Origin of the sequence: Mucilaginibacter sp. SMC90 (genome assembly GCF_022811725.1) — a bacterium.
Classification (GTDB): Bacteria; Bacteroidota; Bacteroidia; order Sphingobacteriales; family Sphingobacteriaceae; genus Mucilaginibacter.
This window is the reverse complement of sequence record NZ_CP094527.1, coordinates 3,610,578-3,637,257: the sequence shown is the minus strand read 5'-3', so window position 1 is coordinate 3,637,257 and position 26,680 is coordinate 3,610,578. Positions and strand designations below refer to the sequence as shown.

Sequence of the window (26,680 nt, the reverse complement as noted above, 5' to 3'; positions counted from 1 at the left end):
TTGTGAAGTATCTTTGATCTTGACCCAATCTTAAGATCAATGAAATTTAACCAGTTGCCTGCAGTCCCACAATATGATAATCTGTCAATTCTGATTGAAAGGTTGAAATCGGAACTGATTGCACGAGCCACTGGCAAAGAGCACGATAACGCGGAATACCAAAGAATCCGAAAGCTCATATTGACCAATGCCAAATTGGAGAAACTTGCTCCTGCTTTTCTTAAGTCTTATGCTACCCTCGACAGTTTTTGGGAATGGATAAAGGAAAAGGCGTCAAAATACGAAGAACGTAAGGTCATTATCAAAGAAGGCTTACATCCTTTGATCGATGTCCTGGAGTTTGAAAACGGACCATCTGCTTTGGAGTTTGGAAAAAGCTATCAGGAAATCGATATCATCGGTGATGGTGGTTTTGGGGTTGTTTACAAATTCGAACATAAGCTCCTGAAAATGCCGTTTGCCGTGAAAGTATTTTCACCCTCTTTTTATGAAGGAGGAACAGATCAAAAGGAGCAGGAAAGATTCTTTCAGGAATCACGCATGCTATTTGATATGCACCATCCCAACATTATCAGGGTTTATGATGCCGGGCTGATGGGGAATCGTCCCTTTATCCGCATGGAATTTTTCCCGGGACTCAATCTATATAAATTTATTGAGCAACATGGTTTGTTTACCGAGGCTGACGCGCTAACAGCAATGAAACATATCACAAGCGCAATCAAGCATGCTCATGATCGGGGCATCTTACATCGTGACCTGAAACCGAGCAATATCATGGCGACCAGGCCGAATGATTTCAGGGTAATCGATTTTGGACTGGGCATATATATCGAAAACGAACTGCATTCGAGACTTACCACAGTTGGAACGCAAACCATAGGGGGACTATATAATGCGCCCGAACTGGTAGCAGATCCACGGTTAATTGATAAGCGATCCGATATTTATTCACTGGGCGCGCTTTGGTATACCATGCTTTCCGGCCTACCACCTGCAGGTAGTGGTTTTATCAATACTTTAGGGGTTATGGGCATAAGCGATAAAACCATAGCGGCGATAGCAAAATGCATGACCCCGTTGGAGTCGCGCTACCCGGACTGCAAAGACCTTCTTGACGATTTACAAGCCTTATAAAATTTAACATTCAAATCCATCGGTTATGGGATTCACTAAGTTTATTAATGATCATGCTTTGGTTGCTCTGTTAGGCAAGAAATTTCCGATGGACTTAAAGCTATTGGCTAAGTCACTCGATGAGCGGTTGAATTATATGTGTGATGAAGGCCATCCATTGCCAATGGATTTGCTGATACATAACCTATCAAATAAAAGAAAGCGATATACCAGTGAGTTTTTCAAAGTCGACATCGATTTTGTTGTCAATGAAATTCCTGAAAAAAACTGCCTGTACCTGACGATGAATGACTATCAAGCGGAAGGCAACATCGGCCGGCCGGAAGAAGATCAGCGCGTCGTTTTACACCTCCTTGTCAAAAACAAAGCGGATACTTTGTGGGCGATTCATATCCCATTACAGGCGGTTATGACCGGCTTTGGTGATCCGCTGGATGGCCATCAGTGTTATGCCCACTTTATTACCTTCTTAGGTGATGACGGACGGCCCTCGGAAGAGCCTGAAAATATCTACTTTGGTATAACAAAACGTAACTGGCTAACGCGCATGGCTGAGCATTTCCGTAAAAGCGCAAAGGGAAGCAGAAACAAATTCCACAAGCTCTGGAGGGAATGTCAAGGCAACAATCACGTTTTGCTGAACTCCGAACTGATCGCGCTGAACCAAACCGAAACCGGGGCAATGCAATGGGAAGAACTGATGGTGGACCGTTGTAATGCTGATGAAGCTTCGTTGAACACGATTGGCGGCGGGTTCAAGGGTCTGGAAGAATTAGGCAAATTCAAATTATCGGATGGGGAAAGGGAAGGTATAGCTGCCTGCCCGAGTTTCCAGGTTAACTTTAACAATAGCGAATCGCGGGAAGGTATCGGCAATGCATACATGAAAAAATTGTGGCAGGACGATCAGTACTATGCTAAAGTCATCGGTAACCGGAGCAATTCTTTCAGCAAAGAGCAAGTGGATAAAATCCGCTCACTTGCCAAAGACGGTCATGATCTCGCGGCTATCGGAAAGCAAATAGGCGTTTCAAACCTGAAACGCCTAAGCTATATCATCAACGGCAAAACCTATCGCCGCATGTAGACTAAGCTTTCTACTTAACAAGTTCAGCTACCTTAAGACTCGAAGGTGGGGATTATGATGAAAGAGACTACACCATTTCAGCGCAGGATCAAGGCAGGGAACGATATTTTGTTGACTTTATGCGTCATTCAAAGAGTTACAAAAAAATAAATTAGAAATTTAATAGTCAATGCGATAGAAATTAGGTTCAGGAATCTCCTCTCCTTTATGTGGGTATATTTTTGCAAAGTCATCTCGTTTTCTAACATTAAATTGTCAACGCTAATAGTTAGTTAATGCTATTTTTCAACATCTATATCAATGAGCCACAGCTCTTAGTAAATTGCAATTTAATTGCTCCAATAACCTACGTTGATCACAATGTAAAGACCAATATTGAAGCTTATTCACCTTAATTAAAAACGATTTGAATGAACCTTTCCAGTAATATTTTTTCAATAGACCTTTCTTTCGATCAATTCAATATCCAAAGAACAGTTTGGAGCGATGGAAAACTTGATGAGCTTCGTAAAACCCACAACCAGCATTATTCCTTTTTCAAGAAAGGCGATCATATTTATATATCGCCCGGCGAAGACAACCTGCCGCTATTAGGCGAAATGGTAACCATAAATGTGGAGGATGAACCGTTGATAATTAGTTCGTTGGTTAGACATATCTTTTTTCGTGCTTTTAAAAATCAGTTCCCAAAAATCAAACCCACTTTCAATCCCTTCACATTCCCGTCCTCGAAAGAAGAACACAATCTCATTGTCCAGGAATTGCCAGATGGGCTAAAAACTGCGATTTCTTATAAAAAATTGAATGAGATCGATTTCAAACGTTCAGAGATCAACGGTAAAAAAAAAATCCTCCTAATTATCAGTAGTTCTTATAAATGGGCCTTGCGTCAAAATTGTCAGAAGTTACAGGAACAGGGTTTTGATATTACTACGCTTGAAGTAGCAAAGCTGATCAAATATGAGAACAGCCAGGAAGTGGTTGCACCACGTTTTCAGGCTATTGGGCGAGTACTTTCTGTCAATGATGCCATCGCTACCGTTGAGACCAACGAGGGCAACCAAGACATTAATTTAAAAGATTTGTTCCTGAACAAAACGCACGACAATATTAAACTTTATCTGGAGTTTATATTAGGTACTTCCAGAGCAGAAAGCATTTTAGCCGCCGTTAAGCAGAAAGAGTTTTCGCGGTATGATCCGAACATCCTAAATAAAGAGATCGCTCAACTGTCAAGAGTAATTTCCGGATTGGAATACAAGAATGGGGACGGCTTTACCTTTAATATCAGCCAAAATAGTTCCGTAGCCTTCCCGTCCTTGAGATTGGAGAGTCCAAAATATCTTTTTGACGTTTCTTCTACTAAGACCGATCCCTCGCCAATTAAAGGTCTGGCACAATTCGGGCCTTATGACTACGGAAAATTCTTTGAAGTCAGTCACCCAAGAGTACTGGTCGTTTGTCATAAAAATTCGAGCGGTGCATTCACTCAGTTCCTCGGACGACTTAAGGATGGATTCAACGAAGCACCTACCTTTACGCAAGGCATGGTGAAACTATACCGATTACACGCCATTGACTTTCATTTTGTAGAGGTTGAGTCTTTTGATAAAAAAGGGTTTATGGCCGCTATCCAGCAAGCGGTGGAGTTGCCCAACAAGGACTTTGACATCGCCATTGTAGAAACCAAAGAGGAGTTTAAAAGGAACAGTCCAGCAGAGGATATCTACTGGCTGGCAAAATCTTACCTCCTGCGTCATGGGATCACGGTACAATTTATCAAGGAGGCGAACGCCAGGAATCCTAAATTCATTTTAGATTCCTGCGCTTTACAGATGTATGCTAAACTCGGCGGTACTCCCTGGATACTTCCATCAAGTCCTAACATCGCTCATGAACTCATCATCGGGATCGGCAGCACGCTCATTCGTGATAACATATATGCCGGAGCACAACAGCACAAAGTGGTCGGTATCACCACCTTTTTTAATGCAGACGGTAAATATATCTTTAGTAACAGGTCTAAAGAGGTTGCCTACCAGGATTATTTTCAAGAATTACTGACCAGTTTAAAAGGTTCCATTGATACCATATCGAACGAACAGGCCTGGAACGACGGCGAGATCGTCCGTATCATCTTTCATGTATTCAAACCGATGAAAGATCTCGAAGTGGATGTTGTCGGCGAACTGATTGCTCAGTATCCTCAATACGAAATCAAGTTCGCATTCGTATCTTTTGGTGAACATCATCCGTATATAATCTTCGATCTTGATCAGCGCGGCATTTCCTCGCGCTACAGCAATTATGTCAAAGGAAAACTGACTCCAGCCCGTGGAACGAATCTCATGCTCGAACCGGGCATTTGCCTGTTACAGCTTAAAGGGCCAGAGGATGTCAAAACTGACAGGCAAGGTTTTACCGGACCGTTACTGATTAGGATACACCGCAGGTCAACTTTTACGGATGCAACATATATAGTTCAACAGGTTTACCGCTTAACGAACATTTCATACAGAACCTTTAAGCCCTCGCAATTGCCGGTGACCTTATTTTATGCATCCCTGATTACCGAACAATTGAACAAATTGAAAGCTGTTGATGGGTGGGACGCTTCTTTTATCAAATCTTTAAGAAATAGGAAATGGTTTATTTAGAAGAACAGTCGGCTTACCTACAGCAGTTACAGCAATCCGGTCTGGCGCCACTTTTGAGCGAGATACTTCATACGCCAACAGCTGTCCATTCTTTAGAAACTCATGATGCGAATACAGTCGCTGTCAATCTCATCATATGCGTAAAAACCAATAATAAGACCGATGCAGAACTTATCTTGAATCAGTTCTCCAAGCGAAAGATCACCCGGGAAAGTCATTGGATATATGACAATTTCATCATCTTCGCTATCGTCTGCACAGTGCATAAGTTTGACCTTCAGGCATTATGGATTAAAGAGGCCATCAATTTGACTTACTCTAATGCAAACGACACTGATAAACGTATTAAAGACACCTTTCGGAATCTTTTAAATGGCAATTATAGCAGTAAGGGCGATTATCATCAGATCTCGTTAGTATATCAATTCATAGCCAAGGAAGAAAGACCAAATGAAACGCGGCTGAATGAAATGTATGTAGAACTTTGGGAATCGCCCTTCCCTTTTGCCGACGACAACTTCTTGAATGTCGTATCGCTAAAAGCGATAGAAATTGCTTTCGGTAAAAAAGCAATGCTCAGCCCCCATCAGTTTGAGCTAATGAACAGTTTTGTACCTGTTTTTAAACAGCGTGCCGAGCGTATTTCCATGGTTGCTTCGTGGGTACTAATCACGGTGATAACAGTTTGGTCGTTCTATTTACTTTGGCTATTGTATAACAAGCCGGAAGCTTATCCCCTATTTTCCAAAGTCCTTTTCTTTATACTCAGTATATCTGGCTTTGGCGTCAGCATACTATGGGGTTTAAAGAAAGGACTGAGTGCTTTTATTTTTACGACAATTAAAAAAACTTTTGGCTATCCTAAAGAAAACTGATCTCAAATGGAAACATCAATTTATGGCACCGACGGACGTGCCAATATGTATATCGCAGATGACGGCGAAACCTTGTACACTTGGGAAGGCTATGCCGTTTGTTACTTAGTCGATGAAAAAATATACGGTTGGCGGGGCAAACACCTGGGTTGGTTATTGAATGGCATCTTCTATGATATTGAAGGCTATCGGGTCGGGTACACAAAAGACACTTATCCACGAATCCGCTACACAGAACGCACTAAATGGACAAAAAAAACCATGCGCACTAAATCCATGCGGCAAACTGCACGTACACGTCCAACTTTAAAAACTAGCGAATCAAACGAAGACCTCGAAAAATATTTCAGCCAGGATCACTGACCCTACTAGCAATTCTGAAATCTTCAAAACTAAGTTCCGCTATAAAATTGAAAGCTTTAATAAAAATTCTTCGTGGATTACAGAAAAAATGACATTGAAGATTTTCAAAGAGAATATAAAAGAAAATATGTTAGACTATCTATTGCACTTTAATATTCTTATATTTGACTTAACAATTAGAGTAAACTTGCTTTTTGCGTCATTCGTAGAGTAAGAAACTTTTTTAAATGTAAATCACTGATAATAAGCATACAAGAGCGATAGTTCCGAACCCTAGCTCTCCGCCATAAGGCAAAACAATAGAAACTGCGTCATTCGTAGCGTAGTTTTGAAAAAATAGCCAAAAACAGCGTCAGTAAAGCGTAGAGGCACATGGTTCTGAACCCTAACTCTCCGCTAAATTTGATATCAAATTATTCAAAAGCCTGCAAATCAAATGATTGCAGGCTTTTGTTTTTATATCAAACGCTCAAAATATCCGTCAACTCCCATATAAGTGGTGCGTGATATGGTGAGTTATTTTTGAGAAACCCCAACTCACCGAGTTAGTCATATCTTTTTGACTATCAAGTTGTTCAATACTTAAACATCTTGATAATGATTAGCTGCAAGCTTAATTTTGTTTCACTTTTTAATGTTAATTAACATGAAAACTAATTTCAGCTTGCTCTTCTATTTAAAGAAACCCAAAAACTACATTGATGGCACTGTGCCAATCTATCTTCGTATTACCGTTAATGGTAAACGCGCAGAAACTACAACAGCCCGCAGTTGCGATCCTTTGCAATGGAGCAGTAAAACAGGACGGTTAAAAGGAACAAAGGAATCCGCTCGGACTTTTAATGCCTATCTCGACCAGTTACAAGCAATGGTATATGCGGCTCATCAAAGCCTCACCGAGCAAAAAACGACTATCACAGCAGATCGACTGAAAAACAAGCTTACCGGAAAAACGGAAAATATCAAAATGATCCTGGATGTATTTAGGGAGCACAACAGGCAGGTTTCAACGTTGGTCGGTACCGACTTTGCAAAAGGAACTTTAGAACGTTACCGGACTTCTTTAAAGCATACCGCCGATTTTATCAAATGGAAATATAATGTAAATGATATTGACATTCGGGACATCGATCATGATTTCGTTGTAAGCTATGACTTTTACCTTCGTTCGGTAAGGAAATGCGGCAATAATTCGGCTGTTAAGTACCTTAAAAACTTTAAAAAGATAGTGCGGATCTGTATTGCAAGCGGTTGGTTGAAAAGCGATCCCTTTATAAATTACAAAGCCAAGGTAAAAGTTGTTGATAGGGTATTTTTGAATAACGAGGAATTAAAGCGGATGGCTGTTAAAGAATTCGTAACTGAGCGTTTAGGGCAGATCAGGGATATTTTTCTTTTTAGCTGTTTTACTGGATTGGCCTATGCTGACGTGTACAAGCTTAGAGGGACTGAGATTATCGCAGGACCTGATGGAGAGAAATGGATCAATACCAAAAGACAAAAGACGGCTATCTCTACACGGGTTCCCCTACTCCCTCCTGCCGTTGCAATACTCAATAAGTATAGCGATTCCCCGGTTTGCGAACATTCAGGTAAAGCGTTTCCGGTTTCAACCAATCAAAAGATGAATGCTTATTTAAAAGAGATAGCTGATATTTGTGGTATTTCTAAAAAGCTGACTTTTCATATTGCAAGACACACTTTCGCCACAACTGTCACGCTTTCCAATGGTGTACCTATTGAAAGTGTCAGTAAAATGCTGGGCCATACTAATATCAAAACGACCCAGCATTATGCTAAAATCCTTGACCTTAAGGTCGGTCAGGATATGTCAAAAATTAGACAGCTATATTAAAGCTGCCTACTCAATAACCATGAAGCCCTAAGCGTCTTCATGGTTATTCATTATATTCTTAACCAATACAAAAAGGAAAAATAAAGTCAATCGTGTTTCTTTGGCCGACAGCTTCTTACAGAATCAAACACTTAACAGAAATGAGCAATCACAACAATGATATAATTGATACACTGGGGGAAGTTAACGACAGGTCAACAGAACATAGCAAAACCTTTTATGATCGCATAGCCAACATGGAGAAGAACATTAATAATTATCCAAAAGTTTATTTCCCGGATTATACTTCACAACTTGACCGGATTGGCGTACAAGTGGATATGCTGGTTAACGGTCAACCGGATAACAAATTAGAACTTGCCATAGACCGTTTGGAGAAAAAACTTGATAAAGCGCTTAAATCCTCTCCTGAACAAATAAAACTAAAAATGCTATTTGTTTATTTCAGCTTGGTTATCGCAACAGCAATTTCCTTCGGATTTGCATTAGCTTTAAAATTACAGGTAAATGCGTTGGTAGGCTTACTCCATGAAGAACCAAGAAATATAAGTAAACCAACTCCTATTCAATCTCAATCCCATAATCTCCGGCCCGCCGTTAGGTCGATTGGACACAAAAGAGCGCGTCAGCATCACACTTTTGTAAAGCAATAATTTGTAAAATCATGTATAAAGCACTAAATTTGAAAGAGTTCGTCAGCCAGGATACATTTAATATTCTTTACGACGAACAACAGAAAGCAACCGCTGTTCTTATTCCTGTGAGACATTGGCACTCAGCAAAGGCAGCGGAATTACAAAATTTAATGGAGCAACTAACTTATATACCAGTTTTTGAATGTTCTTTAAAAGAGCTTGAGGAACGGTTGCGTCCTGAAATCCAAAACGTAGAAGCCGAAAATATTCGTGTGGGTCTATATAACGTTTACGAGTCAGCCGGAAATCAGGAGCATGGAAATCACGTTATCCGTGAATACCGCGATCATCGCGAGTTGGTTAAAGTAAACGCCACCACAGGTGAAAGCCAAATAGTTAGCAGCAGATTTTAATGGAACAGCCGGAACTGTTTGTTTTTGCCGGGCCAAATGGCGCCGGTAAAAGCACGCTGTCATCCTCTATGGTACCACTTGGTACCCCTATTTTTGATGGCGATAAAGAATTTATGCTGCTTAAAAAGCAGTTTCCAGGTTTAGACAGCGGTAATTTATATGACGCAGTTAACGGGCATGTTTTTTCAGATTGGAAGGAGACAATGCAGGGCAGAAATGCTACTTGTGCTTTCGAAACAAACTTTCGAACAGAAGATATCATGAAATCAGTCAATGAATTTAAGCTTAAAGGCTATAGTTCCCGATTATTTTTTTTGGGTCTGGATGAAATTGCTATATCTTTTGAGCGAGTACGTTTAAGATTAGCTAAAGGAGGGCATGATGTATCGCCAGATAACATCAAAGCCAATTATGAGCAGTCTTTAATTAACCTACAAAAATATTACCGTGCTTTTGACCAAGTTATCCTGATGAAAGCCGCATCTCAGGAAAAGGGACAAAATATTTCAGTATATCTGAAATACACGGACGGTAAACTTGTCGAACAGGCTCCTAATTTACCGCAGTGGGTTAACCGCATCGCTCTGGATATGGGAATATCCTTAGAGAAAACGCAAGAGCAAAAACGTATATTAAAGCCCCAACAGGATCAGAATATTGGGCGTTCATTGGGTAGCGGTGGAATGAAGCGTTAAGTGGCGAGGGTAATCAGAAGGCGCCATAATGCGCCATGTACCGATATTTAACTGCACACACCCAGTCATATCACCGCTTAAACAACCGAAGCTGTTAGCAGGAAAACTGTCAAGGGCCACGGCGATAGCCGTGGTTTATATACCCTTGACGGTTTTCCTGCGTAGCTATCTTTGTGACTGCGGTGCTGTGACTAACTACAACTCCTGCACTCGCGGCGGCAAGGCTGGCGGCGTAATGGAACCCGGAGCGAAGCACGTGGTATAATGGAGCTGACTGCTGCAGCCGAATGGCCGTCCACTCCTATCCAAAAATAAAACAGGTCAAAGTGTACTCACTTGGCTGAACTTACTTTCTTCAGGTTATCCCTCGCCGCTTTCTGATCCTTGTCCGCCTGATCCGCAATAGCTTTAGCGGCAGCAATTGCCTGTTGCTTTTCAATCGCCTTTTCTGCCTTAGCGATAAAAGCTTTCGGATCATTATTTAATTCTGTAATGATTGCATCCGCAGTTTTAGGATACATCGCCCTGACCAGCCAGAAATTATAAGCCTCCTCGTTTAGCCGGTCATTTTGATGATTAAGATATAGAGCTGCACCAAACGATCCGGCAGTAACAACAAAAGCTACCACCACTCCGATAATCAGGCTTTTTGACCATGCCCCGAAATGATGGCTATTTTTGACGCCGATAACTTTAGGCACCCTTGAAACCACATCTTTCAATTCATCCATCTGCTGCTGAATCTTCCTTTCATCATAACGCTTATTAGCCGTTTCAATCCTGCTGGCTATCCTGTCTAATGTTTCCTTGTATTGCTGTAAAAAACTCTTTAGAAATTCCGGCATTTCGGTTTCTACTATGGTTATCCTTTGAATAAACCCTTGTATCAGTTCCTCCAGCATCGTTACTTTTTCTTCCAGTTCTTCCTGTTGCATAAACCTAAGTTTTAATAGTTTAAATAATCCTTTTGTGATCACGCTACCTGCTTATCCCTTGTGACTGGGAATGTTCTGCTTCATGTTTCTTTCGTTTCCTTTTGGCTATATCCGCATCCCCCATCGGATCGGGCGGACCAGCAACAAATTGCGGTTCCAGCAAGGTTTCCAATATACCTTTATCGCCACTTGAAATATGTGTCTGATCACCCTGGGAACGCTGCCTGATCGCATCCCGTAACTGATCGGCTAATGAAGGTGAATCCACTTTTCTTACTACATGTTCCTGCTGCGCCTGTAGATTCCGGTTTAGCTGCGTATTAATCCCGGCATAGCTCAAACTCCGGTCAATAGCAGATCCTTTCATTTTGATATCGCCCTTTTCAAAAGAAATGCCCTGCAGGTCATTGCTACCTCTCCGATATTTATAAGCGATACCAATACCCTGGTTTTGCAAATTCGCTTCCAGCTGTTTCCAGTTTCCCGATTGCTTAAGCGCTACTTTAATGGCATCAAAAAGTTCGTATCGGATTTTCTCTTTACCTTTCAAAGTCTGCCTGTTCACCTGTTCTTTGCCTTCCCCTATATGATAGCCGTATTTCAGCGTGATCTCTTTGCAGGCTTTCACATTTTTCGCAAAGTTGTTTTTATCGGTAATAGTGTTCCCGTTATTATCTACCCTGTTATAGATTACATGTAAATGCGGATGCTCCCTGTCATGGTGACGAACTACAACGAACTGGGTATTACGGATACCCACTTTATCCATGTATTCTTTTGCCCGTTCTACCATAATTTCATCACTTAGCTTAGAAAAATCTTCCCTGCTCCAGCTTAAAACCAGGTGCCCTACGGCTTTCCCTAATTCCGGCCTCATCTTTCGTTGCAGGTTAAAATCATGGGTGATTGTACCGGCATTTTGTATCCGCACGCCTTCGGCAGCAATAATCTTCGCATCCTGCTTATTCACCACATACGTGACACAGCCGCCAAAGCTTCGACCAGTTATTGGTTTACCTATCATGACTGATCTTACTTAATAATTCCTCGATCTGTTTAAGCAAAGCCTGGCATTTCAGGGCAAGTGAGAAAAGCCCGGCCACATGGGCGAGGTGCGTCAGCTGATTAAGGTTATTGGCAAGCCCGGCAAGCATCCTGAACCAACCGGTTTCCTCTACTGTAAATCGCGGGAAAACTTTCGCGCTCTTGGCAGCCCTGCGGAACCATTCGCTGGATCTCAACCCGGCTTTCTTTGCCCACCCCTCGATAAGAACACGTTCCGTCGGCGTTAATCGTACCATCAGGAAATCGCTCCGGCTGACCGTTTTCTTCGGTCTGCCGGGCAACCGCTTTTTCTGTGCGTTATCTTTTTCAGTTAATCCTGTCATAAAATCACGTTCTTAAAACTTCTTCCCAAACCGACCAACGGGAGCGAGTTACCGGATCACCCCAACAGGGTGTATCCGGGTTTTTGTGAAGCAAAAACATTAACTCGCTCCCTTCGGGTCGTAGATTTCTTCACCATATATCCTGCTATCTGTATAGGTGCTGAATACCGCTTGCGGTATGCTTTTCCTATGTTGCAAAACGAAGTTTTGCGCAGATTCAGACAGCATCCTTTTTCGCTACTGCTCGTGCTTCCGGCCAGTAAACCAAACTGCCCAGCTTTGGGTGATAGGATGGCTGATACCGGATATAACCGTACTCATCCAGCTCTTTAATGCACTTATGATAAGTGGCAACAGAAGCGATTTTGGAAAACGCCATGAGCGTTTTCCGGGTCACACTGAACGGGCTGATAAAACAATTCCGCTGCCAGCAGACAAACAAACCGGTAAACAAGCTAAGATGGGTTGGCAGCAAGCGGTTATCCTTTTCCATGCGTTTAAGCAAGCTGGCATAAGCTGCCAGCCCTTTAACGATTTCCTTTTGCAGCTTCATTTATCTTCTCCTTCCAGGATCTTGTTAATGTCTTCCAGCTTGTAATACATGATACTGCCTACTTTGGTAAATCGCAGCGTGCCGTTGATCCGCAAGTTTTGAAGCGTACCGGGCGATATCCCCAACAGTTTTCTTACCTCCACACTCTTCAGCCATTTCTTTGTGCTTGCTTGCCCCGGCTGTATAATCCGTTTGATCTCATTTAACAGATCGCTTTTGAATTCCAGTAAATCCCCTTTGGTGATTAGTTCCACATTCATCTTTTCCTCCTTGTTTTAATCGTTAATGGTTTGTTGCATGGCATTAAGTACTTCGCTTTTTCTGAAGTACACCCTTTTATGCAGGCGCAAATAGGGTAAGCCTTTTTTCATCCAGTCAGTAAGCGTAACGAGAGACACGCCGAGTTCGGCGGCGAGTTCTTGCTTGGTTAAAAGTTTTTCCGAGTTAGGCAGCTGGCTGCCGCCCGTTTTAAAATGTTCCTGTAGTTCTGCCCTCACTGCCTGGCGTATGCACAGGCTAAGAGCTTCTTGATTGATTATCTGCATAGCATTTGTTTTGGAACAAATGTGTGCTGTACAGAACAAATTTCTTGACCATGCAGAATTGCATGGTTAAAATGGAGTAGTTTGGAGAAAGCAATAGAAGCTCATAAGGAACTGGTTAACAAATTGATGCTGTATTGACGAATAGCTAATTACATTGTCAGCAAAAGAAAAAGTTAACTCCTCTTTTTCGTAGGATTGATCTTAAAAAGCTTTGCTTTTGCAGGAATATCGGCGTGCTTATCTCCCGGCACGCGCTTGTCACTTGGAAAATACCTGCGTATGGTTTCGTAATTGATCTCTTTATCTCCTTCACGGAAATACTTGCAGATCATTTTCATCCAGACGCTTTGCGTTTGAGAAAACATGAGTTCCCTCCCTTCAGGTGTTTTAAGTTCCTGCATTTGCAAATGCAGGTGCAAAACGGCATTTCGGTAACCCTCAGGAATATTGATATAACCTTCGGTTTCAAGCGCAGTGGCTTTCCTGAGATCAGCTTTCAATTGGCTCACCACTTGTTTTAGTAGGATTATTTCTGACTCCTGCTGTGCTATTACCGCATCATTGGATTTGTGAATATTCCAACGGTCAAGCGAGATTAGTAGCGCTGTAAACATTTGTAACCTAGCTATTTCCCGCTCATTCTTCAAATGGTCTTTGTCATAGACATCTTTGCCCAACAACACTTTTAATTGCCTTTCAATGAGCGACCAGAAATATTTAAAGAAAATCTCCTCTGTACCATCGGTATGTTGAGATAAATAATAGGCTAGGTGGCGTTGATAAAATTCTTTTATGCGGTCCTCTGGAATGGCGAACACTCTTTTAAAAAAGTGCTTTAAAAAATGTGACCTGTCCCATTGTAATGGATTACCGATATCCAAAGTATCTTTTGCAATATCGAAACGATCACGTGGTTTAAAATATGTTACGCTCATAGATGGGTGACTAACTCAAAAATAACCGTATTTAATGTAAAAAGGGATACCGTAGTAAAATTCATAGATTTGAAAAACAAAAAAGGCCGCCTGAAAACAAGCGACCTCCCCATCTATGTACACAACCCCATTTTCATTTGATGCTGCCGGTATATACCGGTGGCGGCAGTTAATTGATTATTCTATAATTTGACTTTCTCCCGGATAGCCCCCAGTAGTTTTCGATAAGGAACCTCAAATTTTTCAATGCCTTCTTTTTCCAGTTGTTCTGCGACATCCTGCATATTGATCCCGGCTGTGCCCAGCATCTCAAGCATGTATAAAGCTTGCTCGGTTCCGCTCTCCAACTTTGCTGACGCTACGCCATGATCGCGAAAGGCTTCGATCGTGCCCAATGGAGCGGTATTAACTGTCTCTGGTCCTATCAACTCCTCGATGTACCGGGTATCCCGGTAAGCCGGATTCTTATTTCCTGTACTGGCCCATAATAATCGCTGCGGTTTTGCTCCGGCCTCTGCTAACTTTTGCCAGCGTTCACCGCTGAAAAGTCTTCTATATAAGGCATAGGCAGCCCGTGCAGCTGCAATAGCGGCCTCTCCTTTCATTTCTGATAAATCTTTTTCATCAAGCATCGGGTCGACCAAAAGATCTATACGGCTCAGGAAAAAACTTGCTACGGAGGCTATTTGACTAACACTTTGTCCGGTAGCCAAGCGTTCCTCCAACCCTGCTATGTAAGCGTTCACCACAGCCTCGTAACGTTCCAGCCCAAATAGTAAAGTAACGTTAATATTGATTCCCTCGCTGATCGCGATACGGATAGCGGGCAAGCCGGGCAAGGTACCGGGAATCTTGATCATCACATTTTTGCGGTCAACCTTTTGCCAAAGTTCTCTGGCCTGCGTAATTGTTGCAGATTCATCGAGTGCAAGCAAGGGGGATACTTCCAAGCTTACATAGCCGTCGGCCCCGCTTATCTCTTCATTATAAACCGATGCGAACAGATCGGCAGCCTGCCGGATGTCGGAAATGGCAAGGCTAAAAAAAATATGCTCAGGATCGGAACTGGATTTAGCAAGTTCCAGGATATCCGCGTCGTAGTCGGCACTTGAACTGATTGCCTGCTCAAAAATGGCCGGATTGGAGGTTACCCCCCGCACACCATCTTGATCAATCATCTGTTGCAACTTCCCTGACCACATGATCTCCCGGTCAATAAAATCAAGCCAGATGCTTTGTTTAAAGTCTGTATGGATCTGTTTGACCTTATTAATGTTTTGCATAATAATTATTGTTTTACCGGTTTAGCAGACATGTGACCTGACGGATCGGCATTACCTTTACTCATTGAATCGGCTGCAGGTTGTTTAGCAGAATCCTTTCGATCTTTGTCAATAGTAGTTGTATCACGTATGGCTGGGCCGCCGGCTTTATTTACACTTGTGGTATCCTGGCTATTACCAATCTGTTTCTGACTATCGCCGGAATTACAGGCGAATAAAGAAATGAATAACATACATAATGTGCCAATATGCCAAATCACTCTTTTCATTTCAATTCGGTTTGTTTAGTAACGACATCATATGTACTCCACTGGGCAACACCTTTAGGTTCTGCATTTTTTACCTCGGCACTTTTTACAGCGCTCATGTTTTGATTTTGCCTTTCAGCAGCGTTTAACTCCTCGCTGAAATCCTGGGGCAAATTAGTTTGGCCTTCTGTTTCCTGTACCTGCTGTAAAGGGTGTTCAACAAAGATCCATTCCTTACCCATCCCCGGCATTTCACCTTCGTTCCACGGGCCGCGTAGAGCACCATCCGAAAGGTTATAAACCTCCTGAGTATAACGCGGATCGGCGGCAAGCACACCCGGGGGGAAATTATTAGGGATACTATCAAGCGCCGCCTCAAACATTTTATAATGCGCTACTTCGCGGGTCATTAAAAATGAAAGTGTTTCGTGGATATACGGATCATCCGTAAACTTCATCAGGTGCTCGTAAACCAGCTTCGCCCTTGATTCGGAAGCAAGGTTGCTACGCAGATCGACAGTCAGATCGCCGTTAGAGTGGATGTACGAAGCGCACCATGGGATGCCCTGGCTGTTGCGTGGGGTTACTCCACCACCCGTGATCACAACAAACTGCGGATTAGCGGTCAATGCCTCGTGGATGATGTTTTCTTTAGCAGCTTTGCCATTCATCACCTGCATAATTTCAGAACTATCGGCGGCGTTCTTTAACTCTCCGTTAACGCCTTTTAGTAGCATTTGGATAGTGGCGCCAACAATTTCCAGGTGGCTAAATTCTTCCGTAGCGATATCCATCAGCATATCATACTTGTCGGGGTGTGGTACCTTGGCACCAAAGGCTTGGGTAAAATATTGCATGGCCGCGGCCAACTCGCCATTTTCGCCGCCAAATTGCTCCAGTAAAAGATTAGCGAAGCGAGGGTCGGGGCGCGAAACCCTGGCATTAAATTGTAGTGATTTAACGTGGTGAAACATAAATATAATTTTAGTAGATGATAAATGAGATGATTGAGCAGAAGCTTGATAATAGAAGGATCGTATAATAATACAACCACAAGAAGTATTTTATGTTTCAACTTTAAATTGAAATATTATCCTATATTTTAATTTCCATTAAAAATCCCGACGAACTATTTCCGCAATGCTTTCGTTGTCCAGCCCGCGATTATACCACCGAAAGTATACCAGGCCACTGTCATCAGCCGGGTTGCATTTGTGCGTGCAACCGGGGCGTCACTAAGCCCCATTGGCCTGGTAAGGGTTAGCGCGCCAATTCCGGCACACAAGCCGTGCGCTGCGCCATGGTATAGAAGATACTTCTTTTTACCCATACCGATCATCATATAATAAGCTGAATTACTTATCAAATCAGTAACAAGTGTTACCGAGAACAATGCATCCCCGGTTAATGGTTTAAAGCCTGCTCTCTCCATTCCCCTGGCAATGCCTTCCTCTCCAATCAGATCCACACGCGGTGCTTCATGAACAAATTGCTTTACTGTTTGATGAAGGATGTTGAGCGCTATGGCCCCGGCAATCCCGCCTATAAGACTGTTAGTTAAGTTTTTCATATTGATTGAATAATGTCCCGCGACCTCGTTTTATTTTGAGGTCCATGCTTTTCAATTATTGAAAACTGTAAGTGACGTTGTGCGTCAAGCAAAGCTGTGGCATAAGGCTTATTGAGTTGTCTTACAGATTCCCCGTTTAACAAAAATTCTTCGTCCCAAAGGCCGCTGTGATGCCAGTTCTGCAGGTCGTCCCAGTCTGGCCGGTCTATTATCGGATATAAGCAAACCCCTAATAATGGAATGCCAAGGTCTATAACCTCCCGGCATTGCCGGCCGATAAACTCAATCCATAATGGCCTGTCTTCTCCCGGATGACTTGTTTCTGAAACCAATACAGGCTTTCTGTAACGAGCATAAGCCATTATCAGCAATTCGCTCAGCGGCTTCCAGCGATCATCGTCCTGATCATTCACCCAAGGCAAAAACTCACCAAAACCTAATACCCACTGATTGTTATAGTAATAATTAAAACCCAATAAATCTAAAAGTTCGGGAGATCCGCCGAGTTCCGGGCATACTTTACCAGCCAATATATCGAGCGATTGAAACTGTTCTAAGTTGGCAGCAGCGGCCTGCTGCTTTTCAAGATCGGTTGCATCAAGCGGGGGAACCATATTAACGAGAGGCTCCGTTGTCATTATAAGAATGTTTGGGTCAATGGCCTTCATCTGTTTAATACCCTGTATATAAGCACGCATTAATGCATACTTCACCTGCCAGCCCTGACCATTACAAAATGGGGATGTACCTCCGGCTTCTCCGCCCAACCAGGATATAAAGCTAACCTCGTTGATAGGCGTTATGATCAAAGTTTCGAGCGGTTCCCGTTCCCGATAAAAAACTACAAAGGCAACACAGAGCGCTGAAAATCGCCTTGTAAAATGCGGATGCAATGGACTCAGGTCATTCGGAAAGCCAAAATGGCAAATATCCCAGATCTGCTGAATTCCACAATGCTTGCCGGCATCTAACATAACAGCCACTTCACTAAAATCGTAACTGAAAGGATTTTTTTCTACCTTGCTCCAACGAATTCCTTCGCGCACCGTTCTGATCCCGAATCGGGCTAAATTGAAATAATCTTCATCAATTCTCTCCAGGTGCTTGGTCGTCCTGAGCAGGTCAACACGGTCACCAAATGAGTTAAGCTGGTCAGAGCATTCAAAACCACCCATCCAAAATGACCAAAAGGGATTTCCATCGCTGCGGGCTATTGTATCGTTGATATTAACTTCCAAAGTTTTTATTTTATAAGATTTATAACCTGTGCGATGGACCTTTAGCTTTCAGATTGAGTTTCTTTTTGACTTAGCACGGTTGGAGGATACTGCGCTTCAGGATCGGGTTCATTTAAATCGTCTGATACCTGGATTTCGTGGAGATCGTCCTGATCGGCTACGTTGTTGGGGTTTTTACCTGGACTTATTTCAGGTTGTTTAATTTTACTTTTATTTGTCATGATTAATGAATTATATCTCCTCTCTATGCTCTCCTGTAATCTTAAACCGTTAACGAAACTTTTGCTGTAACCGAAGCGCCGCTTCGTAATGCATTTTTAAAATTGGCAATGTCTTATCTATAAATTTGGTCATTTCCGGATAATGCACAAGCTTCCTGCCGTTCGTGAATTTTTTCATATCGCTTTCATGGTCTTTTACCATGGCATTCACGTAGCTTTTGTCAAACTCCGAAACGGATTTTGCATTAAGTTCTTCCATTGTTTTATGCTCCTCTCCTCCCGGAGAAGACGGTAATGCCATCCGCTTTTGCTTAGCTATCGCCTCAAGTTCATTTCCTGCCTGCATGTGATCTTTCTCCATCATTGCCCCAAAAGCCTTTATTTCGGCATTACCAGATTTGCGTTGTGCGAGTTTTCCCAATTCAACCTCTAACAGGCTGCCATTCGCAGCCTCTACAGCAAAATCGGCATCCGGGCCACTTAATGCTCTGGTGCCACGTCCACCTTTTTTATTGTTCAGTGAATCATAAAAATTGTTTGTACTATCGGCTTTGGCTTTACTGTCTTTAGGCGATCCGTTGCATCCGAAGAATACTATCGAAAGTGCAATAAACGTTATTGAGATCCTGAGCATATTACTTTATTGTAGGGTTAATAATTTATTTTGGTTTAAAGGTCGTTCAAGGCAGATTATCAATTATATATTGAACAAATAATGTGACGGCAATTGGGCGATCTGCATAAACAGGCCGCTGACCAGGATGAGCCAGTTAAAAGCTGACCGTAGTCAACAGTTATTTCTGTATCGCCAAAAACTCTTTCTATGTTTACCAAACATCCTGTATCCGTGATAGTGGCATTCGGCTGGCAGGAGTGGTTTATCTTTTTAAAAATAAAATCTTCGGGTACAGCAGGGTCTATCCCATCAATTCCAATAATCGCCCTTTTATCTCTGAGGGACAATGCCGTTCGCAGCCCTAACCTTCTGCAAAGGATGGTGCTTGCAGGCAGATCGTCATTTGTAAAAAGGCCCAAACCATGAATACTGGATGCCTGGAAGATTAATATCCCCATACCATTATTGGGCAAGGCCATATCAAATATTTGATTCATAACTTAAATTATCGTGCAAGTCCGTTAACATTATATAAAAATGCTCCTCAAGGCCATTCTCAGTGAGATACCATGGCAACCACATCGCTGCCAATCGGGCGTTCAACTGTCTCAGCCTGTATTTTTTTAAAGGTGCTAAGTGCCTGGGCAACTACCTGATCCATATTGTAGTACTTGTAGGTTGCCAGCCTGCCTACAAAATAGGTATCAGACTGGTCGGCCAAAAGCTTATACTTCCTGTAAATTTCCGCGTTTTGAGGCCGTGGAATTGGATAATAAGGATCGCCCTCCGCTGTAGGAAATTCATATACAACACTGGTTTTATGATGCTTTTGCCCGGTTAAATACTTAAATTCCGTAATACGGGTGAAAGCATAATCATTCGGATAGTTTATGGTGCCGGTACGTTGAAATTGTTCTTTATCAAGCGTTTCAAATTTAAAATTGATCGACCGGTATGGTAGCTTGCCATAACAGTAATCGAAATATTCATCTACCGGACCGGTGAAAATCATTTTATTGAAAGCGATAATTTCCATTATTTCGCTATAATCTGTATTGAGCATTACCTTAATATTGGGATGATCGAGCATTTTTTCGAACATCCTGGTATAGCCGTTCAAAGGCATTGACTGATAAGTATCTGTAAAATAACGGTCGTCTTTATTAAGGCGGGTAGGTACACGTGCCGTTACTGATGCATCAAGTTCTGACGGGTCAAGATCCCATTGCTTTTGTGTATAGCCTTTAAAAAATTTGTTGTAAAGATCACGGCCAACCGCTTTAACTACCACATCTTCGGAAGTGCGAACCAGACCGACATCTTCTGCCCTTGTGGCAAAGAAACCTTCCAGCTCCGCACTGCTCAACTGCATATTATAAAGCGTGTTAATTGTTGTAAGGTTGATTGGAACAGGTACCTGTTGCCCGTCCAGATCAGCCAGTACCTTGTGTTGATAATGCCGCCATTCCGTAAACCTCGATAAATGATCAAACACCTCCTTACTGTTGGTGTGAAAAATATGAGGCCCATACTTATGTACAAGAATGCCCTCGTTGTCATAATGATCGTAGGCGTTTCCGCCAATATGGCTTCTCTTATCAATAAGCAGCACTTTTTTATTTTCTACCGATGCGAGCCTCTCGGCGAGTATGCTGCCTGCAAAGCCAGCGCCTACAATAAGGTAATCAAACATTATGAATGGGCTATGGTATTGTAAACAATCTGGGTTGATTTGATCATGTTATTCATTACCGCCATCATCCCTGCGCATGTATCATCCCATGAATTATGCGCCAGGAAAAAATCCACCTTTTGCAACCACTCTTTACGGTCGTCGCGTTGAAGTTCCTGTTCGGCAAGTGATACAAAATCCTTTGCGTTATTACCAATCGATACCAATCCGTATTTACCATAAGGGTTAATTACATCCTGAATAGCCGTTGAGATTACCGGTAGACCAGCTGCGAGATACTCAGGCGTTTTGGTAGGACTAATAAATCTGGTAGATTCATTAAGCAGGAATGGTATCAATGCAATGTCCCAATCCGCAATAAGTTCAGGGAGCTTTGCGTAAGTCCGGGAACCGAGGTATTTGATGTTTTTGTTTACCGGCAATGTAGCCGGGTCTATTTTAACCACCGGCCCTACAAGTATGATATCCCAATCGGGCCTTAGTTCGGCTATGTTTCGGATAAGCTCAATATCAAACCGTTCATCAATCACGCCATAAAATCCAAGCCTGGCAGGCTTGTTAGCCTTGGCGTTTTTTAACTCCCTGGCTTTTAAAAAATGTGGCTTGTCAATACTGCTCGGGAACGCGTGAATATTGTTGTGTTGGTTCTTCTTTGCTTCAAATAAAGAATATCCCCCCGTGAAAACAACGTCTGCTGTTTGCAATAGTTCTTTCTCTAATGTTTTAATAGACTCAGGCGCAAATTTGAAGGCGGATAATTCATCCATACAATCAAAAACAGTAATTTCCGGCCTATATCCCCTGCTAAACTCCAAAGCCATCGGTGTGTAGTACCAAAACCCGTAATCATTTACAACGTGCCCGGTCATAAACTCATCAAACAACCGTTTTTGAATTTTGAGCGAAGCTGTGATGCTTAATCCTTTTGGAAGCTGCGGAGTAACTACAGTTAATTGCGTGCCACGGGATATGTAGGCATAATAAGGAATTTCAGTATCTGAGATAACCGGCTCTTCTACATAAAAAACATTCATGATTTTAGCTAACCGGGTTAGCAAGTGCTGAGGCCTTTGAAAAACAAAATCCCAGCGTAAGTGAGAAAAACACACCAGGTTGCCAGGCAGGTAGTTAGATGTAGGTTTAGGATACCGCCCGAGAGGCTTGCTAATTAGTTGCATATCATGTGTTTGTTTAATAACACAAGCATTAGCAACTTAAATTGTTTTAAAAGTAAAAAATATAACTTATTATTTAAATCGCAATGATTTAAATTTTTCAAATAAAAAGCCCCTTACGGGGCTTTGGTTGTGGCTTGTACGATAATGATCTGCAGAATATTTTTCAAATATACTGCATATAGGTACTTTCACATTGATTAATACTTTAATATTCTACTATCTCGCGTCAGATTTTACTTTGTTTGCGGTACGTTGTCCCGGTAAATAGATCTGGAAACCGAACGATAAATTGAGGTTGCTTTGGTAGCCCTGACTACCAAAACCACCTAAGCCATTGTATTTCAGTAAAGTTTCTAAGCCGATACTTGGTGTAATAAAGTAAGCGAAACCCGGCCCGAAACTAAAGTTTAAGCCGTTGGTATTACCGCCACCATTACTGACATTAACACCACCCAGACCTACTGTGGCCTCACCAAAGATACGGCCATGACGAAGGATCTCCACGTCAGACCCTGTGTAGTAACGACCTAAGGCACCTACCCCATAACTTACCGTTGTATTTGATCCCTTTGCAGTTTCTATCCCCAGGTTGACATATCCACCTAAGGCCACGTTATCCCTCACAAACCAGGCTGCTTTTGGCGTAATATCCAGGCTGAATATTTTCGGGTCGTTTAAACCAAGGTTGATGTTTGCAAAATTGCCGCCTACCAGCACGTTACCCTGCTGAATTTGCGCGTTTGCTTTAAAGCCGGTAACAGCCAATACGATTAATCCTAATAATATTTTTTTCATTTGATTGATTTTAATTTGATGATTGTTTTGGGTGTTATTATAATTGAAAGGCACCTGATTTTGCGGTGCTCAAAAGGTCTTTAAAACAAAACCAACGCGCAGTTATCCTAAGGAAATAAGGATCCCTATGGTTGGTTTTGTAGTTGTAAACAAATTGAGATTAGGATAATAAACCTTAAAGAAAAATTGGTAAAAGAATTAGTGATGGCCCTTTACAATCTGATTAAGCCCTACGATAGGTTATTCGGCTTATGTGTTTGTTTAATTGATCAGGATTCTTTATCGTGACCTTCCAGTTTTACCAGCTTATTGTATACGCCGAGTAAAAGAAACGGCGCAGCCCATTGTCCCACAAACAATGCAGTATGTTTCTTCTGCAAAATTTTTAAAGTGAGCGACGCGCCCATTGCCGCCAAAGCTGCCCAAAGAAAAATATCTGATGGTAGTTTCGCTGTTTGTTTTTCGATAGCCTTAGCCACCGGTCCTTCATTGGTTGATTTGTTGTCTTCCATGTTTGTTTTTGTTGATAGTATGATTATTTGTGTTTAAATACTTTGCTGATAGAAATGCGGATGAAGGTATTTTGCAGGCTTAACTTTAGCGTTTTTGCAAACAAGGACATGATAAAATATAATAGAGCAACGCATCCAAACCCTTTCCAACCGGAATGGAGAAAATGTGCGGCAAAAAGGCCAAGCGTTATGCTTACGAAGAGGAAGGTTAATAATAAAAGCACAACAACAACCAAGTCGGTGATCATCTCGGCAATGATGCCACTTGCTTTGTGTACTCCTTCATATTTTAATAATTTAAATTTTGTTTCCAGGTAACGTTCAACCTGTTTAATGATAGTTTCAGGTGTAGTTGTTTTTTCCATTTCTCTTTAAAATATTCTGGTATAAGTTTTTGGCTTGAATTGTCAACCATTAACGATTTCATATCACTTCTTTTAACCGGCACTGCTATTGTCAGAAACATCATTGCTGGGATAAGTTTTTACCTCTCCGTTATCCAGCTTTACTTCTACTTTGTCTCCGATGGTATCCAAAACTTCTCCATTTCCACCTGGTGTAGTCACCCGTTGTCCTTTCATGTGTGTCATGCTTTAAATTTTTGTGGCGTGCGTTAGATTTATAATAGGGGTATTTTATATACGTGTGCAATTACAATGCCTTTTATTTTAAATTAAATAAATTAAATAAAAATTAATTTAAAACAATGTACATGTAAGCGTGTAGAACGCTTTGAATTTCGTGATCATAAAATATATATCGCTTCAATATGCCTTTCTTAGTTTGATAATTTTTAGCCAATGCATCATTTTCATCACAGGGTAAACAGGATCGATCTCGAACCAGCGTTTACCAAAATTTGCACTGTTAGGATGACGGTGATGGTTGTTTTGAAATAATTCGCCAAGCATCAGGAAATCAAACGGCGTGGTGTTTTTGGACTTGTCCTTATTATCATAATTAGTGTAGCCATATTTATGGCCGCACCAGTTAACAATAGCGCCATGAACCGGGCCCATGAGGTAATGAACAGGCAGTAAAAGAAACAGCCACCAATGAGTGGCGAAAGCAATATAAAAGCAGGTATAAGCCAGGGCGAAAATCACTCTCGATAACAAGGATGAACCCATGCGGTCAATAAGCGGCCATTCCGGGTAATAGCCGGAAAAGCGTGTGTCTGGTTCTTTAGTCCTCTTTAAATGGTCTTTAAACGTATTCACCGTTGCTTTTACCATTTGGAAGATATCTGTAAAAAAATGCGGCGAGTGCGGGTCCAGCTCTGTATCACTATAAGCATGATGCTCACGGTGCATAGTTGCGTAGGCACGCGGGTTAAGAAAAGAGGCGCCCTCAAAAAAGTAAGCCATCAGGTAAAATACCCGCTCCCATACCTTACTTGTAGTAAACATACGATGAGAAGCATACCGGTGCTGAAAAAAAGTTTGAAAAAACAACGACAGAAACCAGTGGGCAATAAAAAATGAAAAAATGATCAGCATAAAATTCAATTAAAATATAAATGGGGTAAAAATGGTGGGGATAAAAGGAAATACAGTACTACATAGTGGACAATTCGGTAAGTTTTTCACCGATCTTTTCAGCATAAGAAGCACTGATGTTTTGGGGAATGATCTCCCAACGTTCGTCTTTCCGGTAAAGCAATACATTTTTGCCTCCTGGAATCAAAACCACCCAACCCGGAAAAGCGAAATTATTTACTGGTTGTATTCTTAATTCCCTGGTCAAGCCGGATTCAGGATCCTTAACGCTGATGAAGATCATAACGGTTAGTGTTTTAATAAACCTTTGTACCTCTTTCGTTATGTTCTTTTATTAAAAGCAACTCATGTGTGCTATCGGTTAGTAAATTGATCCGGAATATAAGGTCAACCACGTTAAATGGCTTGGCTATAAAATCGTCGCATCCATACGTCCCTTTTTCAAGGCCCTTATTGGAATACGCTGTAAGGAGAATAACCGGAATAGCTTTAAATTCCGTGCTTTTTTTTAACAGGGTGCACCAGTCGCCCCCGGATAAGCCCTTTAAAGAAAAATCCAGCAGGATCAGCGAAGGTTGGTAAAACCGCACCAAACTCAAAAAATCACCGGTCTCTTCTATGATATCCGCTTCAAAACCCTCGTAATCCAAGACCATCTGTAAAACTTCCAGTACGGCTACGTCATCGTCAAATATCAATATGCGCTTTCCCATCAGTTCACCTCCGCATTGACATTGATCTCGGTTAAATCTACCAACACAATAGTTTCATCAATTCCCATGGCCATTTGCCTCGGCTCCTCACCTATATTGAAATAAGTATCAAATCTTTCGGGAAGTTTCTTTAATGAAGGGGCCTGTTTTACGGGTAATAAAGTGATGCAAATGTCGGCGTCTTCGCCAAAAATGCTGGTGGTACGCGATAAACAGTAGCGGTAACCCTGTCCTATCAGGGTTTCCAGGAGTTCGGTAGTTAAAATTTTTTGCATAGCCGTAGATTTTTATCAAAGGTACCCGGCCAGATTTTTCCTATGATGGTTATAATACCATTTGCTGATGTGGTTAATACTCCTTTTTGCTATAAATGGCTTTATATGACGCCATTAAGCATGGCAAAGCGGATCAGGGCGACCGTATTGCGCGAACCGGTTTTGTCTATCAGTTGCTGCCGGTGATTTTCGATAGTACGTTTGCTGGTGAAAAGTTTATCGGCAACTTCCTGATTGGTGAATCCCTCGGAGATAAGAGTCAGAATTTCTACGTCAAGCGTTGAGAATTCAATATTTTCAATATTTTCGTTGGTTATCGGATCTGGGATGGTCAGCAGGCGGTTCAGGAAGCGCCCGGAAAGTTCAGCGCAAATATATTGCCCGAACTGGTGGGTATGGCAAATGGCAAAAATCAGTTCGGCTGTGCTGATGTTTTTTAGCAGGTAACCGCTGGCCCCGGACTTAAATGCTTTGATCACATATTTTTCTGTATCCAGAGCACTCAAAATAATTACTTTCAGTTCGGAATAATTCTGCTTTAAGTTTTCAGTTAGTTCTATCCCCCCCATAGCAGGCATATTCATATCCACCAGTACAATGTCGGCTTTAGTGCCTCGTTCAAGCAATCGAAGTACCTCAACACCATTATTGGCCTCCCCGGTTATCTGAAACGATTTTTCTTTTTCCAGCATAGATTTAATGCCACCCCTAACAATAAGGTGGTCGTCGGCTAATATGATGTTTATGGGAGCGTTTGCCATTGTTA

At 41.9% G+C, this 26,680-nt stretch carries 35 protein-coding genes; 9 read left to right on the top strand and 26 right to left on the bottom strand.

The window, feature by feature from the left end; all coding sequences use genetic code 11:
• Positions 1 to 39: 39 nt before the first annotated feature.
• The 9 genes from MTO98_RS15420 to MTO98_RS15380 all read left to right on the top strand — a co-directional run bounded on the left by MTO98_RS15420 (position 40) and on the right by MTO98_RS15380 (position 9,717).
• On the top strand, positions 40 to 1,137 hold the full coding sequence (locus MTO98_RS15420; RefSeq protein WP_243487515.1) for a serine/threonine-protein kinase: 1,098 nt from the start codon (positions 40 to 42) through the stop codon (positions 1,135 to 1,137).
• Between the two features lie 25 nt (positions 1,138 to 1,162).
• A complete protein-coding gene (locus MTO98_RS15415; RefSeq protein WP_243487514.1) occupies positions 1,163 to 2,224 on the top strand; it encodes a hypothetical protein in 1,062 nt (353 codons plus the stop codon).
• A gap of 410 nt (positions 2,225 to 2,634) precedes the next feature.
• Positions 2,635 to 4,881: a Piwi domain-containing protein gene (locus tag MTO98_RS15410; RefSeq protein WP_243487513.1), complete on the top strand. Its 2,247-nt coding sequence runs from the start codon at positions 2,635 to 2,637 to the stop codon at positions 4,879 to 4,881.
• Positions 4,869 to 5,756 (top strand): hypothetical protein, encoded by an 888-nt coding sequence (locus tag MTO98_RS15405; RefSeq protein WP_243487512.1) that lies wholly within the window; start codon positions 4,869 to 4,871, stop codon positions 5,754 to 5,756. Before MTO98_RS15410 ends, MTO98_RS15405 begins: the two co-directional genes overlap by 13 nt.
• Before the next feature lie 6 nt (positions 5,757 to 5,762).
• Entirely contained in the window at positions 5,763 to 6,119 is a 357-nt protein-coding gene (locus MTO98_RS15400; RefSeq protein WP_243487511.1) for a 4-fold beta flower protein, read from the top strand.
• A gap of 646 nt (positions 6,120 to 6,765) precedes the next feature.
• Positions 6,766 to 7,974 (top strand): site-specific integrase, encoded by a 1,209-nt coding sequence (locus tag MTO98_RS15395; RefSeq protein WP_243487510.1) that lies wholly within the window; start codon positions 6,766 to 6,768, stop codon positions 7,972 to 7,974.
• Between the two features lie 236 nt (positions 7,975 to 8,210).
• Positions 8,211 to 8,627 (top strand): hypothetical protein, encoded by a 417-nt coding sequence (locus MTO98_RS15390; protein ID WP_243487509.1) that lies wholly within the window; start codon positions 8,211 to 8,213, stop codon positions 8,625 to 8,627.
• A gap of 11 nt (positions 8,628 to 8,638) precedes the next feature.
• Positions 8,639 to 9,022, top strand: a complete 384-nt coding sequence (locus tag MTO98_RS15385) for a hypothetical protein (RefSeq protein ID WP_243487508.1) — start codon at positions 8,639 to 8,641, stop codon at positions 9,020 to 9,022.
• Positions 9,022 to 9,717 (top strand): hypothetical protein, encoded by a 696-nt coding sequence (locus MTO98_RS15380; protein WP_243487507.1) that lies wholly within the window; start codon positions 9,022 to 9,024, stop codon positions 9,715 to 9,717. The genes MTO98_RS15385 and MTO98_RS15380 overlap by 1 nt, the downstream gene beginning before the upstream one ends.
• Before the next feature lie 332 nt (positions 9,718 to 10,049).
• Here the strand turns inward: MTO98_RS15380 and MTO98_RS15375 are convergent, their stop codons facing one another.
• From MTO98_RS15375 to MTO98_RS15250, 26 genes are all read right to left on the bottom strand, one after another.
• Positions 10,050 to 10,652, bottom strand: coding sequence for a hypothetical protein (locus MTO98_RS15375; protein ID WP_243487506.1), 603 nt, complete (start codon positions 10,650 to 10,652; stop codon positions 10,050 to 10,052).
• A 43-nt stretch (positions 10,653 to 10,695) separates the two neighbouring features.
• Positions 10,696 to 11,676 carry a relaxase/mobilization nuclease domain-containing protein gene (locus tag MTO98_RS15370; protein WP_243487505.1) on the bottom strand — a complete coding sequence of 327 codons (981 nt, stop codon included), beginning with the start codon at positions 11,674 to 11,676 and terminating at the stop codon, positions 10,696 to 10,698.
• A complete protein-coding gene (locus tag MTO98_RS15365; protein WP_243487504.1) occupies positions 11,666 to 12,040 on the bottom strand; it encodes a MobC family plasmid mobilization relaxosome protein in 375 nt (124 codons plus the stop codon). The genes MTO98_RS15370 and MTO98_RS15365 overlap by 11 nt, the downstream gene beginning before the upstream one ends.
• A gap of 217 nt (positions 12,041 to 12,257) precedes the next feature.
• A complete protein-coding gene (locus MTO98_RS15360) occupies positions 12,258 to 12,593 on the bottom strand; it encodes a hypothetical protein (RefSeq protein ID WP_243487503.1) in 336 nt (111 codons plus the stop codon).
• Positions 12,590 to 12,853 (bottom strand): helix-turn-helix domain-containing protein, encoded by a 264-nt coding sequence (locus MTO98_RS15355; protein WP_243487502.1) that lies wholly within the window; start codon positions 12,851 to 12,853, stop codon positions 12,590 to 12,592. The genes MTO98_RS15360 and MTO98_RS15355 overlap by 4 nt, the downstream gene beginning before the upstream one ends.
• A gap of 15 nt (positions 12,854 to 12,868) precedes the next feature.
• Positions 12,869 to 13,138 (bottom strand): AlpA family transcriptional regulator, encoded by a 270-nt coding sequence (locus MTO98_RS15350; RefSeq protein WP_243487501.1) that lies wholly within the window; start codon positions 13,136 to 13,138, stop codon positions 12,869 to 12,871.
• 173 nt (positions 13,139 to 13,311) lie between these two features.
• A complete protein-coding gene (locus MTO98_RS15345) occupies positions 13,312 to 14,073 on the bottom strand; it encodes a hypothetical protein (protein ID WP_243487500.1) in 762 nt (253 codons plus the stop codon).
• 182 nt (positions 14,074 to 14,255) lie between these two features.
• The gene (gene tal, locus MTO98_RS15340) at positions 14,256 to 15,356 is read right to left on the bottom strand and encodes a transaldolase (RefSeq protein WP_243487499.1); all 1,101 of its coding nucleotides are present in this window, start codon (positions 15,354 to 15,356) and stop codon (positions 14,256 to 14,258) included.
• A gap of 5 nt (positions 15,357 to 15,361) precedes the next feature.
• A complete protein-coding gene (locus MTO98_RS15335) occupies positions 15,362 to 15,625 on the bottom strand; it encodes a hypothetical protein (RefSeq protein ID WP_243487498.1) in 264 nt (87 codons plus the stop codon).
• Positions 15,622 to 16,578, bottom strand: a complete 957-nt coding sequence (locus MTO98_RS15330; RefSeq protein ID WP_243487497.1) for a manganese catalase family protein — start codon at positions 16,576 to 16,578, stop codon at positions 15,622 to 15,624. Before MTO98_RS15330 ends, MTO98_RS15335 begins: the two co-directional genes overlap by 4 nt.
• Before the next feature lie 155 nt (positions 16,579 to 16,733).
• Positions 16,734 to 17,174 (bottom strand): hypothetical protein, encoded by a 441-nt coding sequence (locus MTO98_RS15325; protein ID WP_243487496.1) that lies wholly within the window; start codon positions 17,172 to 17,174, stop codon positions 16,734 to 16,736.
• Positions 17,171 to 18,412, bottom strand: a complete 1,242-nt coding sequence (locus MTO98_RS15320) for an amine oxidase (RefSeq protein WP_243487495.1) — start codon at positions 18,410 to 18,412, stop codon at positions 17,171 to 17,173. The genes MTO98_RS15325 and MTO98_RS15320 overlap by 4 nt, the downstream gene beginning before the upstream one ends.
• Positions 18,413 to 18,453: 41 nt before the next feature.
• Entirely contained in the window at positions 18,454 to 18,633 is a 180-nt protein-coding gene (locus MTO98_RS15315) for a hypothetical protein (RefSeq protein WP_243487494.1), read from the bottom strand.
• 49 nt (positions 18,634 to 18,682) lie between these two features.
• Positions 18,683 to 19,267 (bottom strand): DUF4142 domain-containing protein, encoded by a 585-nt coding sequence (locus MTO98_RS15310; protein WP_243487493.1) that lies wholly within the window; start codon positions 19,265 to 19,267, stop codon positions 18,683 to 18,685.
• A gap of 59 nt (positions 19,268 to 19,326) precedes the next feature.
• The gene (locus tag MTO98_RS15305; protein ID WP_243487492.1) at positions 19,327 to 19,746 is read right to left on the bottom strand and encodes an SET domain-containing protein-lysine N-methyltransferase; all 420 of its coding nucleotides are present in this window, start codon (positions 19,744 to 19,746) and stop codon (positions 19,327 to 19,329) included.
• 59 nt (positions 19,747 to 19,805) lie between these two features.
• The gene (gene glf / locus MTO98_RS15300; RefSeq protein WP_243487491.1) at positions 19,806 to 20,942 is read right to left on the bottom strand and encodes a UDP-galactopyranose mutase; all 1,137 of its coding nucleotides are present in this window, start codon (positions 20,940 to 20,942) and stop codon (positions 19,806 to 19,808) included.
• On the bottom strand, positions 20,942 to 21,976 hold the full coding sequence (locus tag MTO98_RS15295) for a glycosyltransferase (RefSeq protein WP_243487490.1): 1,035 nt from the start codon (positions 21,974 to 21,976) through the stop codon (positions 20,942 to 20,944). The genes glf and MTO98_RS15295 overlap by 1 nt, the downstream gene beginning before the upstream one ends.
• 360 nt (positions 21,977 to 22,336) lie before the next feature.
• Entirely contained in the window at positions 22,337 to 22,915 is a 579-nt protein-coding gene (locus MTO98_RS15290) for a hypothetical protein (RefSeq protein ID WP_243487489.1), read from the bottom strand.
• Positions 22,916 to 23,184: 269 nt separating this feature from the next.
• Complete coding sequence (locus MTO98_RS15285) at positions 23,185 to 23,427, bottom strand: hypothetical protein (RefSeq protein ID WP_243487488.1); 243 nt, start codon at positions 23,425 to 23,427, stop codon at positions 23,185 to 23,187.
• A 23-nt stretch (positions 23,428 to 23,450) separates the two neighbouring features.
• Complete coding sequence (locus tag MTO98_RS15280) at positions 23,451 to 23,792, bottom strand: hypothetical protein (RefSeq protein WP_243487487.1); 342 nt, start codon at positions 23,790 to 23,792, stop codon at positions 23,451 to 23,453.
• 72 nt (positions 23,793 to 23,864) lie between these two features.
• Positions 23,865 to 24,008 carry a hypothetical protein gene (locus MTO98_RS15275; protein ID WP_243487486.1) on the bottom strand — a complete coding sequence of 48 codons (144 nt, stop codon included), beginning with the start codon at positions 24,006 to 24,008 and terminating at the stop codon, positions 23,865 to 23,867.
• A gap of 183 nt (positions 24,009 to 24,191) precedes the next feature.
• The gene (locus tag MTO98_RS15270) at positions 24,192 to 24,923 is read right to left on the bottom strand and encodes an acyl-CoA desaturase (RefSeq protein WP_243487935.1); all 732 of its coding nucleotides are present in this window, start codon (positions 24,921 to 24,923) and stop codon (positions 24,192 to 24,194) included.
• Positions 24,924 to 24,984: 61 nt separating this feature from the next.
• On the bottom strand, positions 24,985 to 25,209 hold the full coding sequence (locus MTO98_RS15265) for a hypothetical protein (protein ID WP_243487485.1): 225 nt from the start codon (positions 25,207 to 25,209) through the stop codon (positions 24,985 to 24,987).
• A gap of 13 nt (positions 25,210 to 25,222) precedes the next feature.
• Positions 25,223 to 25,639: a PleD family two-component system response regulator gene (locus tag MTO98_RS15260; RefSeq protein WP_243487484.1), complete on the bottom strand. Its 417-nt coding sequence runs from the start codon at positions 25,637 to 25,639 to the stop codon at positions 25,223 to 25,225.
• A complete protein-coding gene (locus tag MTO98_RS15255) occupies positions 25,639 to 25,914 on the bottom strand; it encodes a hypothetical protein (protein WP_243487483.1) in 276 nt (91 codons plus the stop codon). Before MTO98_RS15255 ends, MTO98_RS15260 begins: the two co-directional genes overlap by 1 nt.
• Before the next feature lie 101 nt (positions 25,915 to 26,015).
• A complete protein-coding gene (locus MTO98_RS15250; RefSeq protein ID WP_243487482.1) occupies positions 26,016 to 26,675 on the bottom strand; it encodes a response regulator transcription factor in 660 nt (219 codons plus the stop codon).
• Positions 26,676 to 26,680 lie beyond the last annotated feature (5 nt).

Excerpts from the sequence above, each read along its gene's own strand:
- MTO98_RS15420 (WP_243487515.1), top strand. The coding sequence starts at position 40 with ATGAAATTTAACCAGTTGCCTGCAGTCCCACAATATGATAATCTGTCA.
- MTO98_RS15415 (WP_243487514.1), top strand. The coding sequence starts at position 1,163 with ATGGGATTCACTAAGTTTATTAATGATCATGCTTTGGTTGCTCTGTTA.
- MTO98_RS15410 (WP_243487513.1), top strand. The coding sequence starts at position 2,635 with ATGAACCTTTCCAGTAATATTTTTTCAATAGACCTTTCTTTCGATCAA.
- MTO98_RS15405 (WP_243487512.1), top strand. The coding sequence starts at position 4,869 with ATGGTTTATTTAGAAGAACAGTCGGCTTACCTACAGCAGTTACAGCAA.
- MTO98_RS15400 (WP_243487511.1), top strand. The coding sequence starts at position 5,763 with ATGGAAACATCAATTTATGGCACCGACGGACGTGCCAATATGTATATC.
- MTO98_RS15395 (WP_243487510.1), top strand. The coding sequence starts at position 6,766 with ATGAAAACTAATTTCAGCTTGCTCTTCTATTTAAAGAAACCCAAAAAC.
- MTO98_RS15390 (WP_243487509.1), top strand. The coding sequence starts at position 8,211 with ATGGAGAAGAACATTAATAATTATCCAAAAGTTTATTTCCCGGATTAT.
- MTO98_RS15385 (WP_243487508.1), top strand. The coding sequence starts at position 8,639 with ATGTATAAAGCACTAAATTTGAAAGAGTTCGTCAGCCAGGATACATTT.
- MTO98_RS15380 (WP_243487507.1), top strand. The coding sequence starts at position 9,022 with ATGGAACAGCCGGAACTGTTTGTTTTTGCCGGGCCAAATGGCGCCGGT.
- MTO98_RS15375 (WP_243487506.1), bottom strand. The coding sequence starts at position 10,652 with ATGCAACAGGAAGAACTGGAAGAAAAAGTAACGATGCTGGAGGAACTG.
- MTO98_RS15370 (WP_243487505.1), bottom strand. The coding sequence starts at position 11,676 with ATGATAGGTAAACCAATAACTGGTCGAAGCTTTGGCGGCTGTGTCACG.
- MTO98_RS15365 (WP_243487504.1), bottom strand. The coding sequence starts at position 12,040 with ATGACAGGATTAACTGAAAAAGATAACGCACAGAAAAAGCGGTTGCCC.
- MTO98_RS15360 (WP_243487503.1), bottom strand. The coding sequence starts at position 12,593 with ATGAAGCTGCAAAAGGAAATCGTTAAAGGGCTGGCAGCTTATGCCAGC.
- MTO98_RS15355 (WP_243487502.1), bottom strand. The coding sequence starts at position 12,853 with ATGAATGTGGAACTAATCACCAAAGGGGATTTACTGGAATTCAAAAGC.
- MTO98_RS15350 (WP_243487501.1), bottom strand. The coding sequence starts at position 13,138 with ATGCAGATAATCAATCAAGAAGCTCTTAGCCTGTGCATACGCCAGGCA.
- MTO98_RS15345 (WP_243487500.1), bottom strand. The coding sequence starts at position 14,073 with ATGAGCGTAACATATTTTAAACCACGTGATCGTTTCGATATTGCAAAA.
- tal (WP_243487499.1), bottom strand. The coding sequence starts at position 15,356 with ATGCAAAACATTAATAAGGTCAAACAGATCCATACAGACTTTAAACAA.
- MTO98_RS15335 (WP_243487498.1), bottom strand. The coding sequence starts at position 15,625 with ATGAAAAGAGTGATTTGGCATATTGGCACATTATGTATGTTATTCATT.
- MTO98_RS15330 (WP_243487497.1), bottom strand. The coding sequence starts at position 16,578 with ATGTTTCACCACGTTAAATCACTACAATTTAATGCCAGGGTTTCGCGC.
- MTO98_RS15325 (WP_243487496.1), bottom strand. The coding sequence starts at position 17,174 with ATGAAAAACTTAACTAACAGTCTTATAGGCGGGATTGCCGGGGCCATA.
- MTO98_RS15315 (WP_243487494.1), bottom strand. The coding sequence starts at position 18,633 with ATGACAAATAAAAGTAAAATTAAACAACCTGAAATAAGTCCAGGTAAA.
- MTO98_RS15310 (WP_243487493.1), bottom strand. The coding sequence starts at position 19,267 with ATGCTCAGGATCTCAATAACGTTTATTGCACTTTCGATAGTATTCTTC.
- MTO98_RS15305 (WP_243487492.1), bottom strand. The coding sequence starts at position 19,746 with ATGAATCAAATATTTGATATGGCCTTGCCCAATAATGGTATGGGGATA.
- glf (WP_243487491.1), bottom strand. The coding sequence starts at position 20,942 with ATGTTTGATTACCTTATTGTAGGCGCTGGCTTTGCAGGCAGCATACTC.
- MTO98_RS15295 (WP_243487490.1), bottom strand. The coding sequence starts at position 21,976 with ATGAATGTTTTTTATGTAGAAGAGCCGGTTATCTCAGATACTGAAATT.
- MTO98_RS15290 (WP_243487489.1), bottom strand. The coding sequence starts at position 22,915 with ATGAAAAAAATATTATTAGGATTAATCGTATTGGCTGTTACCGGCTTT.
- MTO98_RS15285 (WP_243487488.1), bottom strand. The coding sequence starts at position 23,427 with ATGGAAGACAACAAATCAACCAATGAAGGACCGGTGGCTAAGGCTATC.
- MTO98_RS15280 (WP_243487487.1), bottom strand. The coding sequence starts at position 23,792 with ATGGAAAAAACAACTACACCTGAAACTATCATTAAACAGGTTGAACGT.
- MTO98_RS15275 (WP_243487486.1), bottom strand. The coding sequence starts at position 24,008 with ATGAAAGGACAACGGGTGACTACACCAGGTGGAAATGGAGAAGTTTTG.
- MTO98_RS15265 (WP_243487485.1), bottom strand. The coding sequence starts at position 25,209 with ATGATCTTCATCAGCGTTAAGGATCCTGAATCCGGCTTGACCAGGGAA.
- MTO98_RS15260 (WP_243487484.1), bottom strand. The coding sequence starts at position 25,639 with ATGGGAAAGCGCATATTGATATTTGACGATGACGTAGCCGTACTGGAA.
- MTO98_RS15255 (WP_243487483.1), bottom strand. The coding sequence starts at position 25,914 with ATGCAAAAAATTTTAACTACCGAACTCCTGGAAACCCTGATAGGACAG.
- MTO98_RS15250 (WP_243487482.1), bottom strand. The coding sequence starts at position 26,675 with ATGGCAAACGCTCCCATAAACATCATATTAGCCGACGACCACCTTATT.